Raw genomic sequence first — 15,677 nt, forward strand, 5'->3', positions numbered from 1 at the left:
ACCGGTCACGGCGGGATCGGCGAGATGTCGAACGACAGTTCCAGTTCCGACCCGTGGTCGTTCCAGCGCTGGGTGAACGTCCCGCCACCACGGCCCGCGCGGTCGGGGTCACTTGGCGCCTGGTCGAGGAACCACTTGACGTTCTTCTTGTTCCCGAAGTCGTTGTTCGAGGTCGGGTCCTTCTCGTGTGGGATGGCGGTGACCTGGATGTAGGACTTGCGCTTGTCCAGTTCGTGGGCGTCCTCGAACATGAGTTCCGCGTCGACACCGAGGTCCTTGCGCCGTCCCTGTCTGATGTTGACGTGGGAACTGCGCGACCGGTGCCAGACGCGGCCGTCGCTGCGGCCGCCCCGTGGTTCGATCCGGCTGGACTGGATCGTGGACGCGTCCGGCCAGAACGGCCAGCCGACGACGTAGACGTCGCCGTAGATCTCCTCCTCGTTGCCCGGATCGGACTCCGTGATAACCTTCCAAGACATGTTGTGGACGCGGTACGATCGGGTCTTCGGCCGGCAGTTGCGCTCGGTGTAGGTCGTCGTGAGGTAGGTGTTAGATGTATCGAGATTGCTGAGGTACTTCGTCTGGTAGGCGATGGGGACACCCGGCGAACGCTGGGGATCGTAGGTCGCGCCCTGCTGGATGAAGTTTGTGATCGCTTGCAGGGCCCCCTCGCCGGGTTTACTGATGAGTTGTGCGCCCTGGGTAGCTGCACCGCCCAGCACCTGAACGTTGATCTTCGTGTCTCTGAGCACCTGCTTGTGCTTGATATCGAGCGACGCGGAGCCGTTACCACCACCGATTTTCATCGCGACGTCGAGTGCGTTCTCGATATCGGTGCGCTCGTACTTCGACTCGGCCGAGAACAACAGGATCCGACCGTAGGAGACGTTGTTGACGACGACATCGTTACGTTTGAGGTAGGTCCCCGGATCGGAGACGACCCCGTTCGCGACCGGGTTCGGCAGGGAGATGTCGGCACTGTAGTACTGCTGGTAGAACTGGGCCATCAGTTTGTTCGTCTCGGACTGGCTCGAGAAGTCGAACTTGTTGTCAACCTCGACCGTCGGGCTGTTGTAGTGGACGCCGAGCGTGACATCCAGTTGCTTCTCCGAGTGGATCTGGTGGATGGTGTAGTTCATCCGGGCCGGCGTGTTCGCGTTTTGGTTGTACTGCCCGAGGATGTCGTCGAGTTCGGTCCGGTACCGCCCGACTGACGGGTTCTGGAGCGTGCGCGTGTTCTTCCCACTGATGTTACGCAACGAGACGGAGAGTTCCAGCGGGTTGCGAATCTGGCTTGACGGCGTGCCGTTTCGGCGACTCGACGATAGCGCCGGCGAGAATTGCCCCTTAGCGATACTCTCGGCCTCGATGATCGCACCGGGCCAGATAACGCCGAGTTGGGGATTCAACAGGAAGTTCGTCCCGCTCCCGGAGGTGACACGGCGTCGCTGTGTCGTACAGACCATGTCGCCACGCTGTTCGGCCCCTTCGCTGCCGACCGTCGAACTCCCGGCCTTGCCCGTCTCGGGTGTGATCGTCACGTCGATAGTCCCGCTGTTCGACACGCCCGTCGGGTCGCCCACCGACGATTGCTCCGTGTTGTTGAAGACGCTCGGGTCGACAGCGATCGGTTCCACCGGCATGAGCGGTTCCTCCGGGATGAACACCGGGTCCTGGGGGACTGTCGGGCCGTTGTCGACGACGCCGTCCGGGACACAGCTCCCGTCGACGACACAGGGGATCGGCGTCTGTGGCTCTGCCGGCGTGACTGCGGGATTGCCCGAGGGTGTCGGCGTCGCAGTCGGTGTGGCCGTCTCCGTGTCGGTTGGCGTCGGCGTCGCAGTCGGTGTGGCCGTCTCCGTGTCGGTTGGCGTCGGCGTCGCAGTCGATGTCCTGGTTGGTGTCGGCGTCACGGTACTTGGCTGTCGCGTCGCCGTCACCGGCGTCGGCGTCTGTGTAGAGCCACCGCCGCTGCCGCCTCCGCCATCACTGCCGTCCCCACTACCGCTGCCACTGCTGCCCCCGCCGCTCCCACCGAAGTCGCCGAGGGGTGTCGATATCGAACACCCTGCGAGACCGGCCGCCGACAGCGCGGCGGCGGTCCGCAGGAGCGTTCGTCGGTTCACTGTCTTTGTGTCGTCATCAGAACCCATTGTCCCTGCCCAGGAATGAGTGATTACCGACAAGTAGGTTGCCGCTAGCTGTGTAGTGCCGGAAATACTCGTCTCGAAAACACCGGTTTCGGAGGGGTTTCGTTGCGGAAATCGATGGATTAGCCGGTACTCACTTCCGACTCTCGGGCTCCCGGTCAAAGAGGTCGGCAAACAGCGTCCCCTCGGCCTTCCGGAGGTGGGCGTGCAACGTCGGTGCGGCGATATCGAGCGTCTCGGCGACCTGTTCGGCTGTCGACTCCCGTGGCCAGTCGAAATAGCCGGCGCGGAAGGCCGTCTCCAGCACCTCCCGCTGGCGGTCGGTGAGGTCCGCGACGGTCTCGCCGGAGAAGCCTTCGTCACGGAGCGCTGGACGGTCACACCGCCGTTTCGCGTCCAGCCGTGTCTCCGGGAACGCCGACGTGAGTCGATCGACGAGCTTCCGAACGTCGGTATCGGTCGCGACCTCGACGACAGCCTCGGTCGCCCCCTCCTCGGCTGTGACCTCTAGAACGTGTGCACCGTCGCCTGCGAGTGTGGCGACGAGTGTCTCCCCGGAGAGTGTGACTTCGAGTAGTCCGTCGTCGGCACTGACCGTCCGGACCCGGGCGGCACCGAGATCCGCGAGCGCCGCCGCAACCGCGTCGGGGTCGCCGTCGGTGCGGAGATACGCCAGGTGGCCCTCTGTTACGTTCGGGACCAAGCCTTCGAGTTCAATCCGACACTCCGTCCGCCGGACGACTTCAAGCAGTGTTCCGTCGGTGTCCTCACTGTGAAAGGTCAGTTCGACGACCAAGTCGGCGCTCAACAGGCGGCGGTTCTCGGCCGCGTCGAGGGCATAGCCGATGAGTTCCGCTAGTTCGGACAGTACGTCCCGCTCCCGGTCGGTGGTCGCCCCGTCGTCACGCGAAGACTGGAGCGCGAGTGCCCCGTAGACGGTCGGGCCGTAGACCAGTGGGACGACCGTCCAGGCACCGTGTTGGTCGTCCGGGTCGGCGACCGCGATCGTCGCCCCGCCGTCGGTCTCGGCCGGGATGTCGTCGGGGAGCGTCGGTGGTTCCCCGTCGGTACCGGCGACGGTCCAGCAGTCGGCTTCGCCGTTCCAAGTCGCGAGGTCCGCGGCGCACGCCGCCCGGTAGAGCCCGGTGTCGACGAGTCGCTCACAGACCGCCTGCGTGATGTCCTCGTCCCCCTCGGCATCGACCAACGCCCGGTGGACCCCCCGGACCGCGGTATTGAGGTCGTCCAGCCGTTCGAGCCGTCGTTCGCGGCGCGTCCGGGCCGTGATATCGTGGACAACGAGCGTGTGGCCGGTCAGCCGGCCATGCCGGTCCCGGATCGGCGAGGTCCGAACCTCGTAGACGTCGTCGCCGAGTTCGACCTCCGCCAGCGCGTCCTCGGCGTCGAAGTCGATAGCCGCGTCGTCGACGAGCGAACGGACCGGCCGGCCGAGCACCGCCGCCGGCGTGCAGTCGAACAGCTCCGCGGCGGTCGGGTTGAGATACAGCACCTGCCGCTCCGTGTCGACGATCACGACACCGTCTTCGAGGTGCCGGATGACCGCGTTCTGCCCGAGTTGGCGGGTCGCCGGCACCAGGTCGAACAGCCGGTGGCGAAAGAGCGCGTAGCCGAAGGCCATCCCAGTGACGACGAACGAATACGGCGTCATATCCAGCGGCGGGTTCTGGATGGGCGTCACCGACAGCACGGAGAGGCCACTGGCGACGATCGGCGCGGCCACCCCTAGGACCACGAGGATCGCCTGGTCGGCGTAGAGATGGTCCGAGACCCACACGAGCCGTACCAGCAGGACCGCGCCGACACCGACGATAGCGTACATTGAAACCGTGTAGATCCAGAACCACGGCCCGAAGGCCTGTTCGAGTATCGCCAGTCCGTCGACGACGACCAGAGTGTTCTCGGTCCACATGAGCCCGTGCCAACTGTTCGTCCACGTCAGGACGACCGTCACCGCCGGCACGACCGCGAGCACGGCGACGGTCCGTCGGTCGATCACCTCGTCGTAGCCGGTGTACGCCAGCGCGAACAGGAGCCAGAACACCGGGACCACCGCAGTTCCGGTCCACTGGAGGTACTCCCAGAACAGCCGCCACCCGAGATCGGTCGTCAAGAGTCCGACCAGGTGTGTGCCGGAGTACACGGAGAAGCCGACCACCAACCCGAGAAACGCCGTTGCGCCGTGTTCGTACCGGTGTCGCCACGCGTAGCCCGCCAGTGTTGTCGTCACTAGCACGGACCCCCCCAACAGGACGACGTGCAGCACGGGTGCGAGTGTCATTTATGAGTACCAGCTACCAAGGACCACATTACAGACAGATGAGATCTGAGTGACTTAATTTATCCGGCTGTGACAGACATTGAGCGGATGAACGGCAAACACACTGCTTAAACGGCCCACTCGTCTACGAACGCACAATGAGTCGGTCGGGAGAGTTCTGTCCGCGGTGTGGCGACGAGATTCCGGAGCGGGCCGGCGAGCGGCCGAGCGCGGCCGGCCAGCGCGACCCGGACAGCGTGCTGTGTGACGCCTGTTACTTCGAGGAGTTCGATCTCGTCGACGCACCCGACCGCATCGAGGTGCGGGTCTGCTCGCGGTGTGGCGCGGTCCACAAGGGGAACCGCTGGGTCGACGTCGGCGCCGAAGACTACACCGACGTCGCCGTCGACCAGGTCAGCGAGGCGCTGGGCGTCCACGTCGACGCCCAGTCGGTCGCCTGGCAGGTCGCCCCCGAACAGGTCGACAAGAACACGATCCGGATGCACGCGGAGTTCTCCGGAGTCATCCGGGAGACGCCGGTCACCGAGGAGGTGGTCGTCCCCGTCAAGATCTCCCGCCAGACCTGCGAGCGCTGCGGGAAGATCGCCGGCGGCTCCTTCGCCAGCGTCGTCCAGGTTCGGGGGGACGGCCGGAACCCGACCGACGAGGAACTCGAACGGGCCGAGACCATCGCCGAGGAGTATATCGCGGCCCGCGAGGACACCGGCGACCGCAACGCCTTCATCACGGAGACGAGCACCGTCGACGAGGGGCTGAACATGAAGATCTCGACGACCCAGATGGGCCACGGGATCGCCAAGCGCATCACCGCGCAACTGGGCGGGTCGTACACGGATTCGAAACGGCTCATCAGCGAGGACGAGGACGGCCAGCGCCTCTACCGAGTGACCTACGCCGTCCGCCTCCCCCGCTATCGCCAGGGAGAGGTCATCGACCCCGAGGACGGCGACGGCCCCGTCCTGGTGCGGTCGGTCCAGGGGAACCTCAAGGGCGTCCGCCTGGCGACCGGCGAAGCCTACGAAGCCAACTTCGAGGACGGTGAAGCCCCCGACGCGACGCGGCTGGGCTTCCGCGAGGACGGCCGGGAAACCACCCTGGTCGCCGTCGAGGACGCCCACGCCGTCCAGGTGCTCGATCCGGAGACCTTCGAGAGTGTGACCGTCCCCCGACCGGAGTATCTCGATACCGACGCCGACACCGTCACCGTCCTCAAAAGCCGATCAGGGCTACACGTACTGCCCGAACGGGACGACGATGAGTGACGAGCAGGGCGGGACCGACACCGCGGGCGAAGGGGCCGACGCACTGGCCGTCGTCGTCGCGAAGCCCCGGAGCCAGACGGTCATCGAGCAACTGCAGGCCGAAGGCGTCTACGACGCCGACCGGAGCGTCCGGGAATGGGAGACAGACAGCGTCGCGATTCCGGTGACCGACCCGCCACAGTCGGTCACGTACCGCGAGGTGGTCCGGCAGGTCGGGGAGCCACGCGTACGGACGCTGGCCGACCATCTCCGGGAGCGGGGCTGGACCGACGCCGAATGCGAACAGGCCCCGTCGTCGTGGGCGGTCATCGGCAGCGTCGTCCTCGTCGACATCGGTGACAGTCCCCGACCGCCGGAGGTCGGCGAGGCACTCCTGGCCCTCCACGGCGAGGCCGACACCGTCTTGGCCCGCCACGGCATCGACGGCGACCACCGCGAACCCGACGTGGAAGTCATCGCGGGTACGGGCGACACCGAGACGATCCACACTGAACACGGCACGCGGTACTCGATGGACCTCGCGGAAGTGATGTTCTCACCCGGAAACAAAGCCGAGCGCGCCCGGATGGGCGAGGTGGTCAGCGAGGGGCGGGCCAGCGGTGACGCCGCGAGCGATACCGACGACCACGTTCTGGATATGTTCGCCGGCATCGGTTACTTCACGCTGCCGATGGCCCGGGCGGGGGCGACGGTGACGGCGGTCGAACGGAACCCGACCGCCTTCCGCTTTCTCGTCGAGAACACGATGCTCAACGACGTGAGCGAGCGGGTCCATCCCTACCGGGCGGACTGTCGGGAGGTCGTCTCCGGGTTCGCCACCGAACAGCGTGTCGACCGCGTCGTGATGGGCTATTACGAGGCCTCCGCGCCGCGAGCGGAGGACAGTCGGGCTCCGCCCGACGCTTCCTACGAGTACCTCGACAGCGCGCTGACGGCACTCGCGCCCGGCGGTGTCCTCCACATGCACGAGGCGACACCGGAGGCGCTGGTCTTCGACCGGCCCATCGAGCGCCTGGAGTCGGCAGCAGCCGCGGCCGGCCGATCAGTCGAGGTACTCGACACCCGCCGCGTGAAAGGCTACAGCGAGGGCGTCGCCCACGTCGTCGTGGACGCACGCGTCGACTGATTCGGTCGTGACGATCCGGACCTACTCGGTCGATAAACGGTGCGTAACGCGTGAACTACCCCTGCCTGCTCACTCACGGCGTGGCCGCTCGTTCCTTGAGGCAGGGGCTTCCTGGTTCGACGACGCGCTTTGCAGGAACAACCGCAGTTCCCGCAGGGAGCGCAGTCTCCACAGGCGTTCCTTCGGAGTGACCCACTCCTAGTTTGGCGAGTCCGCGAGAAAGGATGTTCCACGCCGCGTTTGCGTCTCTGTCCACCTCAAGCCCGCAGGCAGGACAAGAATGTTCACGCACCCACAGCGGTTTGTCGGTTTCGACGCCACACTTCGCACACTCTTTGGTTGTGCCTTCGGGTTCAACTTCCACGAAGTGTGTGCCCTCACGCTTGCACTTGTGTTCAAGAATATCGGTGAAGGTGTTCCACGCCGCAGATGCCGTATTGCGGCTGTCACGCGGCGATTCCAGCATCCCCTTCACGTCAAGGTCTTCGACCGTGACTAGCTCGTACTCCCGAGCGTAGTAGTCCGAGAGTTTGTGCAGGAAATCACGCCGCTTGCGCTTGATCTCGAGATAACACTCCGCGACCGTCTGGCGTTGGTTTTCCCAGTTGTTCGACTCGTACTCTTTGCGCGAGAGGGTCCGTTGCTCTCGTTCAAGCCTGTCGCGTTCTTCCGAAAGGTCAAGTGATTGGACTGCTACGCCGTCAGTATCGTGGACGTACTTCAGAATACCCACGTCGATGCCGACCATCTCGTCAGTGTCAATATCCTCTAGGGACGGCTTGGCTAGCGGTTCTGTGTCCATCTCGATCCCGAAGATGGCAAACCACTCACCGGTCTTTTCCTTTTTGAGAGTGACTTCTTTCACGGTGGCGTTGTCGGGCACCGGTCGGTGGAGTTCGATGGGAATATCTGCGAGTTTCGACAGCGACACCACGGTCTGACCACCCTTCTTGTCGAGTTCGAAGCCAGACTGGTTGTAGGTGAAACTGCGAAACTCCCGAGGTGACTTCCACCGAATTTCACCGACGTTGTAGCCTTGTTCTTTGAGTTTCCCGAGAGCAGTGATGTTCTTGGCAATCCGCATGACAGTGGGCTGAAGCACCTTCGAGTAGATGTCGGTGAGTGCATCCCACCAGTCTTTGAGGTCGGGAAGCTCGTCACGAATTGTGCGGACACGCTGTTTGACGGTGCCTTCAGATTCGGGAATCTGGTTGAAGCGGTACAGCGCGTGGTTGTAGAGTTGCCTACAGGTATCACGGTGGTAGTCCAACGTCTCGCGGTGGCTATCGGTCGGCTTGATGCGATACCTGTAGTTGTAGTTCATCGTGTTATTCGTCGGGGTCGGAGGTTCGAACGATTTTCACGTCTGCGCCACGCCACCGCTTTGGAACGAGGACGTGTGCGCCGTTGCCGGTGGGTTTCACCTCGCCTTCGATGACTTCGTGGCCTTCGATTTCGTGCCTATCCATCGGCAATGTTTAGATATTGTATCAACATAAACGTATTGCTGCGTGGGCCTGTGGGCCAGCAATAAGCGGGCGTATGAGAGACGATGACGGCATTAACGAGAGCGAGGCTCTCGTTCGCACACCAAAGATCGTAGATTTCTGGGGACGCTGTATCCCCGACCTACTCGCTCCCTCCGGTCGCTACTTAACAACGGAGGCTTAGCGCCTGCATGTGGCGTAACGCCTAATTGCCCCACCGATCAAGGGAAGTTATGGATCGACAGCAGATCATGGCGATCTTCCTGACGCTGCTGATGGTCGGCTCGGGGATCGTGTACGGGCTCTCGTTCGTCGTCTTCTAGTCCCAGACATCCGAGAGGGGGTGGCTCCCGTCGCCCGACCGCGACTGTGAGCGGTCGCGCCGCCGCTTCGTCCCCGCGCTGACACCCGACAACGCCCCGTCGGGATCGAACCGCGGGAGGTCCGGGGTCGACAGCCGGGAGACCTGTGCCGCGAACCAGTCGGGCGTGTCGTGGCTCGCCCGGTCGAAGACGTCCACCAGCGACGAATCCGCCAGATACGTCGCGCCGTAGTCGTCGGGCGCCCGGACGACCCGGCCACACGCCTGGATGACCGTCCGGAGCGCGGTCCGGTAGTACCAGCCCCACTGGTCGTCCTCCAGCCGGCGGGCGACCCGCGAATCCCGCGTGTTCGGGTACGGTGCCTTGCAGATGACCTGCCAGCGACAGAGGTCACCCTCCAGATCCAGGGCCTCCTCCATCTTCACCGAGAGGAAACAGTCGGGGTTGTCGCTACGTTTCCAGGCCGAGAGGGCCGCGTCCCGCCCGTCCGTGTCGTGATCCCGAACGCGGGCGCCGACGCCGAACTCGTCCAGTAACTCGCGCAGGCGCTCCTGGATTGCATACGAGTGACAGTGGACCAACCCCTTCTCGTCGGGGTGGGCGGCCATGATCCGGACGATCGTCCGGGCGATGTCGGGCAGCGTCTCCTCGCGGTGTTCGTAGGTCATCTTCCCCTGGGTCACGTCGTACAGCGGCCGGTTCTCGACGGGGAAGGTGTGGCCGACCTCGACGAGCGCGACGTTGTCCGGGTCTAGCCCGACGCCGGCGCAGAACGCCTCCTTGTTGAGGATGGTCGCCGACAGGAGGGCAAACCGGTTGCCCCGGTCCCAGACAGTGTGTTTGAGGTAGCGTTCGGGGTTCATCGGTTTGATCGTCACCGCGCCGCCCACGCCGTCGGGCTGGTCGACGACCCAGGTGGTCGCGCTGTCCGTGTCCCGGTAGTCCTCCCGGAACCACTGGAGGTCCTGCCGGAGCGTATTCAGCGAGTCCCGTTCGGCCACCTCGTCGGGCGAGAGTTCGGCGTTGCCCCGAAGTTCCTTCACGCGGCGTTCGGCGACGTGTTCGACGCGTTCGGCGAGGGAGACGGCGTCGTCCAGCCCGTCGAGGTCGGGCACCTCGATGTCGCCCCACAGCGGGATCGTCCCGGGCGAGAGATCGATCGTCGCGTACATCTCGGCCCAGTCGCCCAGCCCGTGGGCCTCGTCGACGACGACCACATCGCGCTTGCCGAAGACGTCGCTGCCGGCGGTCTGCATGAAATACGCCAGCGTCATCGCGGCGATCCGGCGGTTCGAGGCGATGGCGCGGTCCGAGAAATACGGACAGCGGTGTTTGACCTGGCAGTCGAACTCCCGTTCCCGAACGCAGGGGGCCTGGTTCACCGGGGTATCGGTCTCGCCGGGGAGGATGCAGTCGTAGTTGTTCTTCCCGCGGATCACCGACAGATCCGACAGCAGGGGGTCCTCGGCCACGTCGTCCAGTTGGGAGACCTGTGGCGTCGTGTAATAGGCGTCACAGACCTGTTCGGGAGCGGCTTCCCCGGCCGTGCGGGCACAGCCGGCGATCGCCCGGGCCAACAGGGACTTGCCGCTACCGGTCGGCGCGCGCACGAGGACGATGTCGTTGCCGGCTTCGAACGCCGCGCGGATGTCCGCGAGGGCCTGCTTCTGGTTCCCGCGGTAGCTGGGGGCGGGAAACTCGTCGTGAATCCGCGCGGGGTACACGACAGGAGTCAGGGTCAGGGTCGGCGTAAACCTTTCCTGTCGGGCGCCGGCTCACAGAGAGCGGCGTTCCATATGCCCAGATCGCCCGATGGATCGACTCCGGAAGCGTCACCGCTCCGCTGTCGCCGCAGCCAGTCGGGCGTCTCCCCGCCGTTCGTGGGCAGTGGTGACATACACACGGTCGTGTGAGCGGTACTCTCAGAACTCTTATCCCCCGTCCGGCTCTACAGTTATTTGAAATGGCGCAAGGAACTGTTGATTTCTTCAACGACACTGGCGGTTACGGTTTCATCGAGACTGAGGACGCGGACGAGGACGTTTTCTTCCACATGGAAGACGTTGGCGGCCCGGACCTCGAAGAGGGACAGGAGATCGAATTCGACATCGAACAGGCTGACAAAGGTCCGCGCGCGACCAACGTCGTCCGCAACTAAGCTGATTTCGGACCGCCAGCCGGCGGTCACGTCTGAAGCGTTTTCTTCGAAGCTACCCGACGAGCGACCGCGCTGTGGTCGCGTCGAGTTCCCGAGTCGGGAGCCACGCTACTCCTCGAGGGCGGCCACGTCGTCGGCAGTGACCTCGCGGTCGTCGGGCAACCGGTCGATACAGTCGTAACACAGGAACTGTTCGGTGTCGTCGGCCAGTTCCAGGATGATCCCTTCGGTTGGCTGGCTCTTGCTGGCCCAGATGCCGGTGATACCGCCGCCGATCGACACCTCGGTGCCACAGCCGTCACAGGGCTGGGATGCCATACCGGTCGTTAGGGGGTGGTGCGGGAATGTCTTTCCCCGCAGTGACAGTGGGAACGGTACCCGACACGGCAGTATCTCGGGACGAAGCATTGACTACATGTAACGATACATGTAAGCCGTAGGACACTGTAGCGACGGATATGGCGAGCGACAATAGTCCGGAGGAAACGAAAGTCAGCGACCGGGGCATGGTCACTATCCCGGCATCGCTTCGTCGACAGCTCGACATCGAACCCGGTGACAAACTCCGCTGGGACGCCGACGGCGAGGGGAACCTGTCCGTCGAGGTGGTCAAGCAACACTACGGTGCGTTCGACGACTTCGAACCGGTGTCGATGGGCGGTGGGAACTCCGAGACGCACGACCTCGCCGGCAACGAGGACGATCCGGCCGCCTCGGAGAATCGCTGATGGGAGTCGCAGTCGTCGATACGGGCGTACTCATCGGAATGGCAGACGCCGACGACCAGCACCACGAGATCGCGATGGAACTGGTCCGCGAGATGGACCACGGTGACCTTCCGACGGGGCGAGTGACGAACTACGTCGTTCTTGAAACACTCAATTGGATACACGAGCGCAAACACCATCGCACGGCAGTCGAGACGTACGAGCGGCTGAACCGATCTGCAGGGTTCGAGATCGTCCACGCAGCACAGAAGGACTTTGTCGGTGCGATCGCTCGGTTCCGGACGTACGACGGCCTCTCGTGTGGGGATGCGACGATCGCTGCGTATATGCAACGAGAGGGTATCGAGTACCTGTACTCGTTCGACGACGACTTCGACAGAGTCGAGGGGATCACGCGACTAGAGACCCCGGACAACCCGTTCAATTAACCCAAGTCACGATACCCACATCTCACGGTCGTATTGTCGATCGCTCGTTCACCGAGACGTACTTCACCGACCCGTTCGAAGCCGCGTCCATGAAGAAGTCCATCGACGAACACGCCGAGCGGTTCTCTGATCACGCCGCTGACTACGACGAGAGCCAGGACTCCCCGGAGTACCGGGCCTGTGCGGACCTGGTCGTCGAACACGCCGCCCCCGACGGCGACGACGTGGTGCTCGACCTCGGGACCGGCACCGGCGCCATCGCGTTCGGTCTCACGGCCGACGCCGGGCGCGTGATCGGCCGGGACATCAGCGAGGGGATGCTCGAACGGGCCCGCGAGAAGGCCGACGACCGCGGCGTCGAGGCCGTCAGTTTCGGCGAGGGGCAGTTCCGCGAGCCAAACGTCGAGGCGTCCGTCGACGTCGTCACCTCGAACTTCGCGATGCACCACCTGAGTGACGACGAGAAACGCGAGGCAATCGACGTCGTCGCCGACCTGGGACCGCGCCGGATCGTCCTCGGCGACGTGATGTTCTTCGGCGAACCGAACCCCGAAGACCCCTTCTACAGCCCCGAGGTCGACGACCCGGCGACGGTCGGCGTGCTGGCGGACGCGTTCACCGACGCGGGCTACGCCCTGACCGCCGTCGAGCTGGTCAGCGACCAGGTCGGCGTGCTGGTCGCCGAACGACGCTGACGCGGGCCACTGTGACCGTGACACGACGGCCGACCTTTTAACCCGCTGCCGACCCGTGTGGCTGTATGCACGTCCTGGTCACCGGTGCGACGGGGTTCGTCGGCGGACGGCTCGTCGACGCGCTGTGTCGGGCCGGCCACGACGTCCGCGTGCTCGTCCGTGACCCCGCGGGGTACGACCCGCCGGCCGGCGTCGACGTCGCCGTCGGCGACCTGCTGGACCCGGAGAGCTTCGCGCACGCCCTGGAGCGAGTCGAGGCCGCGTACTACCTGGTCCACTCGATGCGTGCCGGCGCGGACTACGCCGACCGGGACCGCCGGGCGGCCCGGAACTTCCGTTCGGCGGCCGACGACGCCGGCGTCGGTCGGGTCGTCTACCTCGGCGGCCTCGGCGGCGAGGACGGCCTCTCGGAACATCTGGCCTCCAGACGTGAGGTCGAGACGGTGCTGGCCGAGGGCGACTACGACCTGACGGTGCTGCGTGCGGCGATCGTCGTCGGCGAGGGCAGCGCCAGTTTCCGGATCATCCGGACGCTGGCGACCCGGTTCCCGGTACTGCTGACACCGAAGTGGGTCCGGACGGACTGTCACCCGATCGCCATCGACGACGTGATCGCCTACCTCGTCGGCGTCCTCGACGCGCCCGAGACGGCCGGGGAGACCTACGAGATCGGCGGGCCGGAGGTGATGAGTTACGCGGAGATCCTCCGACGGACCGGCGACCTGCTCGGCGGGACCGCTCCGCGGATCATCCCAGTACCGTTGTTCACCCCCAGCATCGCCTCCTACGTGGTCGGGTGCCTGACCGACGTCCCGACGGCGGTCGCCCGGCCGCTGGTCGACGGACTGAAGACGCCGGTCGTCGCCGACGACGCGCGGATCCACGACGCCGTCCCGGTCGAGCTGACGCCCTTCGAGGAGGCTGTCAGGCGGACGAGCGCCGACCGAGCCGGGCGGGCGACACCACGGCGTGCGGTCGCCGCCGGCGGTGAGAACCGATGAGCCGCGGGGACCCGCACCCGGTCTACGGCGAGACCTGGGTGTACGAGAGCATCGTCGGCGCGCTGCCGGGGATAGAAGTACCCACGTGGGCAGCCGTGGCGATCCAGCTCTCGATCTTCGAGATCGGTATCGTCGGGCTATCGTGGTACTACGACGTCTGGCCGGCCGCCATCGCCGGGACCGCGGTGGTCATCGTCGCCTCCATCGGCAGCATCGAGATGCTCCGGATCAGCACGCTCGTCCGACGGATCGACGTCCCCGAGACCTACCAGGCGCTGTTGTTCTCCTCGAACGTCGAGGTGGTGTTGTCGGTGCTCGCCTACATCGCGATGCTGACCCACCTGTTCGTGTTCGATCCACAGATGAGCCAGAACCCGATCGTCACCGACCTGTTCGGCGAGGAACCGCCGGTACTGGTCGTCTACCTGATGTTGCTCATTCTCTGGGACGTGAGCTACCGCATCGGGACGGGCTGGTGGGCCAGCGTCACCGGCCTCTGGCGGTCGGCGCGCTACCAGTTCGACCCACAGACCGCGCGCGTCTTCCAGCGGGCGGACCTGGAGACGCTCGGGTTCGGCATCCTCCAACTCGTGTTGGTCCCGTTCGTGCTGAACTACCCCGTGTTGCTGGCGGCGCTGCTCGCACACGTGACGGCAGTGACGGTCGTGACGGGCCTGTCCGTACTGCTGTTACGAGTCAGGTCCAGAACCGGAGACGCTAGTCCGAGTTGATCTGCTTGAACTGATCGAGGAGTTCCTCCGTCGACTCCCCGGAATCGTACTCGACGGACCCGTGATACGCTGTCCGGTCGTCGTCCTCCGAGAGGTCGACCTCGTTGTTCTTGCGCTCACGGCGTTCGTGTTCGTCGTCGTCATACGCTCCCATCGACATAGCTTACCACACTCAACCTTGTGAACTAATGCCTATCAATGTAACGGTCAGCCGGATTTTCCGTTTCGTCCCGTCGAGCGTGTCCCATTCGCCCGATCCAACCCGGTACGGACAGACGGAACCCACAAGACACCAGCCGACCTAGAGGACAGTGTGGCTGGCCCGATCCGATTCCGTCACTCGAAGGAACGCTGGAGCGAGGACCGCGTCCGGCAGGACCTGCTGGCACCGCTCGCGGAGTCGTTTGGCGCCGACCTGAACTCGCCGTGGTTCGCGCCGCCCGAGGGGTGGGCAGCCAAGCGTCTGGAGATGCACAACGGCGACCTGGCGCTGTTTTGCTGGAACGGCCAGGAGGCCTACTGGCTCGGGAACACGGAGACCCCCCGTTCTCTCTGGCAGACGACGAAGTACACCTTCGACGAGGCTCCCGACCCCATCGCGGAGTGGGCACAGCGGGAACTGTTCGCACAACTTGAGGTCGAAGACCCGTGGCTCACCGAGTACGAATCCCTCGCGGAGTTCTTCCTGCCGGTGTTGCTCTCGAAGGACGGCCGGGAGTCGACCCGTGAGTTCTTCCGGGACCACGCCGCGGGCTTTCCCGACGCCGACCGCGAAACGGCGCTGTCCTTCTACGACGAGTTTCTGGGCAGTGGCGTCCTCGACGAGTTCCGGTACACGATGGCCAGCAAACTGGGGACCAGCGAGGGGTTCGACCGGACCCGGATGGCGGCGACGATGGGCGAGTTCAACGTCGCCAAACTCCTCGCGGACGCGGGCAACGACTTCGAGCCGGAGGTCGAACTGGGGTCGGGTCACTCCGTCGACTTCCGTGTCGAGGACACCCTCGTCGAGGTGACCCGTCCCCGACCGCCGACCCGGCGGCAGGTCGATACCGCCATCGGCGCGCTGACGGCCTCGACGGACGCGAAGACCCGCGACCAACTCGCGGCTCATCCCGGGGCCGTCCTCGTGGTCGACTGCTCGTCGTTCCGCGACGACGAGTGGGGCCGCATCTACGCCGAAAAGCCCGACCCCGGCTACCAGCCGACGGTGGTGTTCCGGTGTCGCCCCGACGACAGCGTCGAGGGGTACGCCGTCGGCTCGGTCCCGTTCCCGTTACCGTTCTGAG

General features: G+C 65.0%; 16 protein-coding genes. 9 read left to right on the forward strand and 7 right to left on the reverse strand.

Going from position 1 to position 15,677, the window contains the following annotated elements:
- Positions 1–5 precede the first annotated feature (5 nt).
- Positions 6–2,126 (reverse strand): thiol-activated cytolysin family protein, encoded by a 2,121-nt coding sequence (locus VJ109_RS07140; RefSeq protein WP_324760114.1) that lies wholly within the window; start codon positions 2,124–2,126, stop codon positions 6–8.
- A gap of 157 nt (positions 2,127–2,283) precedes the next feature.
- Positions 2,284–4,449: a histidine kinase N-terminal 7TM domain-containing protein gene (locus tag VJ109_RS07145; protein WP_324760116.1), complete on the reverse strand. Its 2,166-nt coding sequence runs from the start codon at positions 4,447–4,449 to the stop codon at positions 2,284–2,286.
- Positions 4,450–4,586: 137 nt separating this feature from the next.
- On the opposite strand from VJ109_RS07145, the gene VJ109_RS07150 reads away from it, so the two are divergent.
- A complete protein-coding gene (locus VJ109_RS07150; protein WP_324760117.1) occupies positions 4,587–5,711 on the forward strand; it encodes a 60S ribosomal export protein NMD3 in 1,125 nt (374 codons plus the stop codon).
- Positions 5,704–6,837, forward strand: coding sequence for a class I SAM-dependent methyltransferase (locus VJ109_RS07155; protein WP_324760118.1), 1,134 nt, complete (start codon positions 5,704–5,706; stop codon positions 6,835–6,837). The genes VJ109_RS07150 and VJ109_RS07155 overlap by 8 nt, the downstream gene beginning before the upstream one ends.
- A gap of 73 nt (positions 6,838–6,910) precedes the next feature.
- On the opposite strand, the gene VJ109_RS07160 is transcribed toward VJ109_RS07155, so the two are convergent.
- The 3 genes from VJ109_RS07160 to VJ109_RS07170 form a co-directional block, all read right to left on the reverse strand.
- Positions 6,911–8,161 (reverse strand): RNA-guided endonuclease InsQ/TnpB family protein, encoded by a 1,251-nt coding sequence (locus tag VJ109_RS07160; RefSeq protein WP_324760120.1) that lies wholly within the window; start codon positions 8,159–8,161, stop codon positions 6,911–6,913.
- Between the two features lie 4 nt (positions 8,162–8,165).
- The gene (locus VJ109_RS07165) at positions 8,166–8,306 is read right to left on the reverse strand and encodes a DUF2080 family transposase-associated protein (RefSeq protein ID WP_015911534.1); all 141 of its coding nucleotides are present in this window, start codon (positions 8,304–8,306) and stop codon (positions 8,166–8,168) included.
- Between the two features lie 337 nt (positions 8,307–8,643).
- Positions 8,644–10,371 carry an ATP-dependent DNA helicase gene (locus VJ109_RS07170; RefSeq protein ID WP_324760121.1) on the reverse strand — a complete coding sequence of 576 codons (1,728 nt, stop codon included), beginning with the start codon at positions 10,369–10,371 and terminating at the stop codon, positions 8,644–8,646.
- Between the two features lie 239 nt (positions 10,372–10,610).
- Here VJ109_RS07170 and VJ109_RS07175 point away from each other — a divergent pair, with 239 nt between their 5' ends.
- The gene (locus VJ109_RS07175; RefSeq protein ID WP_276178974.1) at positions 10,611–10,805 is read left to right on the forward strand and encodes a cold-shock protein; all 195 of its coding nucleotides are present in this window, start codon (positions 10,611–10,613) and stop codon (positions 10,803–10,805) included.
- Positions 10,806–10,913: 108 nt separating this feature from the next.
- Here VJ109_RS07175 and VJ109_RS07180 read toward each other — a convergent pair whose 3' ends face one another.
- A complete protein-coding gene (locus VJ109_RS07180; RefSeq protein ID WP_324760123.1) occupies positions 10,914–11,123 on the reverse strand; it encodes a DUF7561 family protein in 210 nt (69 codons plus the stop codon).
- A gap of 140 nt (positions 11,124–11,263) precedes the next feature.
- On the opposite strand from VJ109_RS07180, the gene VJ109_RS07185 reads away from it, so the two are divergent.
- From VJ109_RS07185 to VJ109_RS07205, 5 genes are all read left to right on the forward strand, one after another.
- Entirely contained in the window at positions 11,264–11,533 is a 270-nt protein-coding gene (locus tag VJ109_RS07185; protein WP_324760124.1) for an AbrB/MazE/SpoVT family DNA-binding domain-containing protein, read from the forward strand.
- A complete protein-coding gene (locus VJ109_RS07190; RefSeq protein ID WP_324760126.1) occupies positions 11,533–11,961 on the forward strand; it encodes a type II toxin-antitoxin system VapC family toxin in 429 nt (142 codons plus the stop codon). Before VJ109_RS07185 ends, VJ109_RS07190 begins: the two co-directional genes overlap by 1 nt.
- Positions 11,962–12,050: 89 nt before the next feature.
- Positions 12,051–12,656: a class I SAM-dependent methyltransferase gene (locus tag VJ109_RS07195; RefSeq protein WP_324760128.1), complete on the forward strand. Its 606-nt coding sequence runs from the start codon at positions 12,051–12,053 to the stop codon at positions 12,654–12,656.
- 65 nt (positions 12,657–12,721) lie between these two features.
- Positions 12,722–13,657: an NAD(P)H-binding protein gene (locus VJ109_RS07200; protein ID WP_324760130.1), complete on the forward strand. Its 936-nt coding sequence runs from the start codon at positions 12,722–12,724 to the stop codon at positions 13,655–13,657.
- Complete coding sequence (locus VJ109_RS07205; protein ID WP_324760131.1) at positions 13,654–14,388, forward strand: DUF7530 family protein; 735 nt, start codon at positions 13,654–13,656, stop codon at positions 14,386–14,388. Before VJ109_RS07200 ends, VJ109_RS07205 begins: the two co-directional genes overlap by 4 nt.
- On the opposite strand, the gene VJ109_RS07210 is transcribed toward VJ109_RS07205, so the two are convergent.
- On the reverse strand, positions 14,375–14,548 hold the full coding sequence (locus VJ109_RS07210) for a DUF5786 family protein (RefSeq protein WP_276178964.1): 174 nt from the start codon (positions 14,546–14,548) through the stop codon (positions 14,375–14,377). The two genes, VJ109_RS07205 and VJ109_RS07210, sit on opposite strands and share 14 nt — an antisense overlap.
- 153 nt (positions 14,549–14,701) lie before the next feature.
- On the opposite strand from VJ109_RS07210, the gene VJ109_RS07215 reads away from it, so the two are divergent.
- Positions 14,702–15,676, forward strand: coding sequence for a DUF5784 family protein (locus tag VJ109_RS07215; RefSeq protein WP_324760133.1), 975 nt, complete (start codon positions 14,702–14,704; stop codon positions 15,674–15,676).
- Position 15,677: the final 1 nt, after the last annotated feature.

Source organism: Haloarcula montana, from assembly GCF_035666295.1.
GTDB classification, from domain to species: domain Archaea; phylum Halobacteriota; class Halobacteria; order Halobacteriales; family Haloarculaceae; genus Haloarcula; species Haloarcula montana.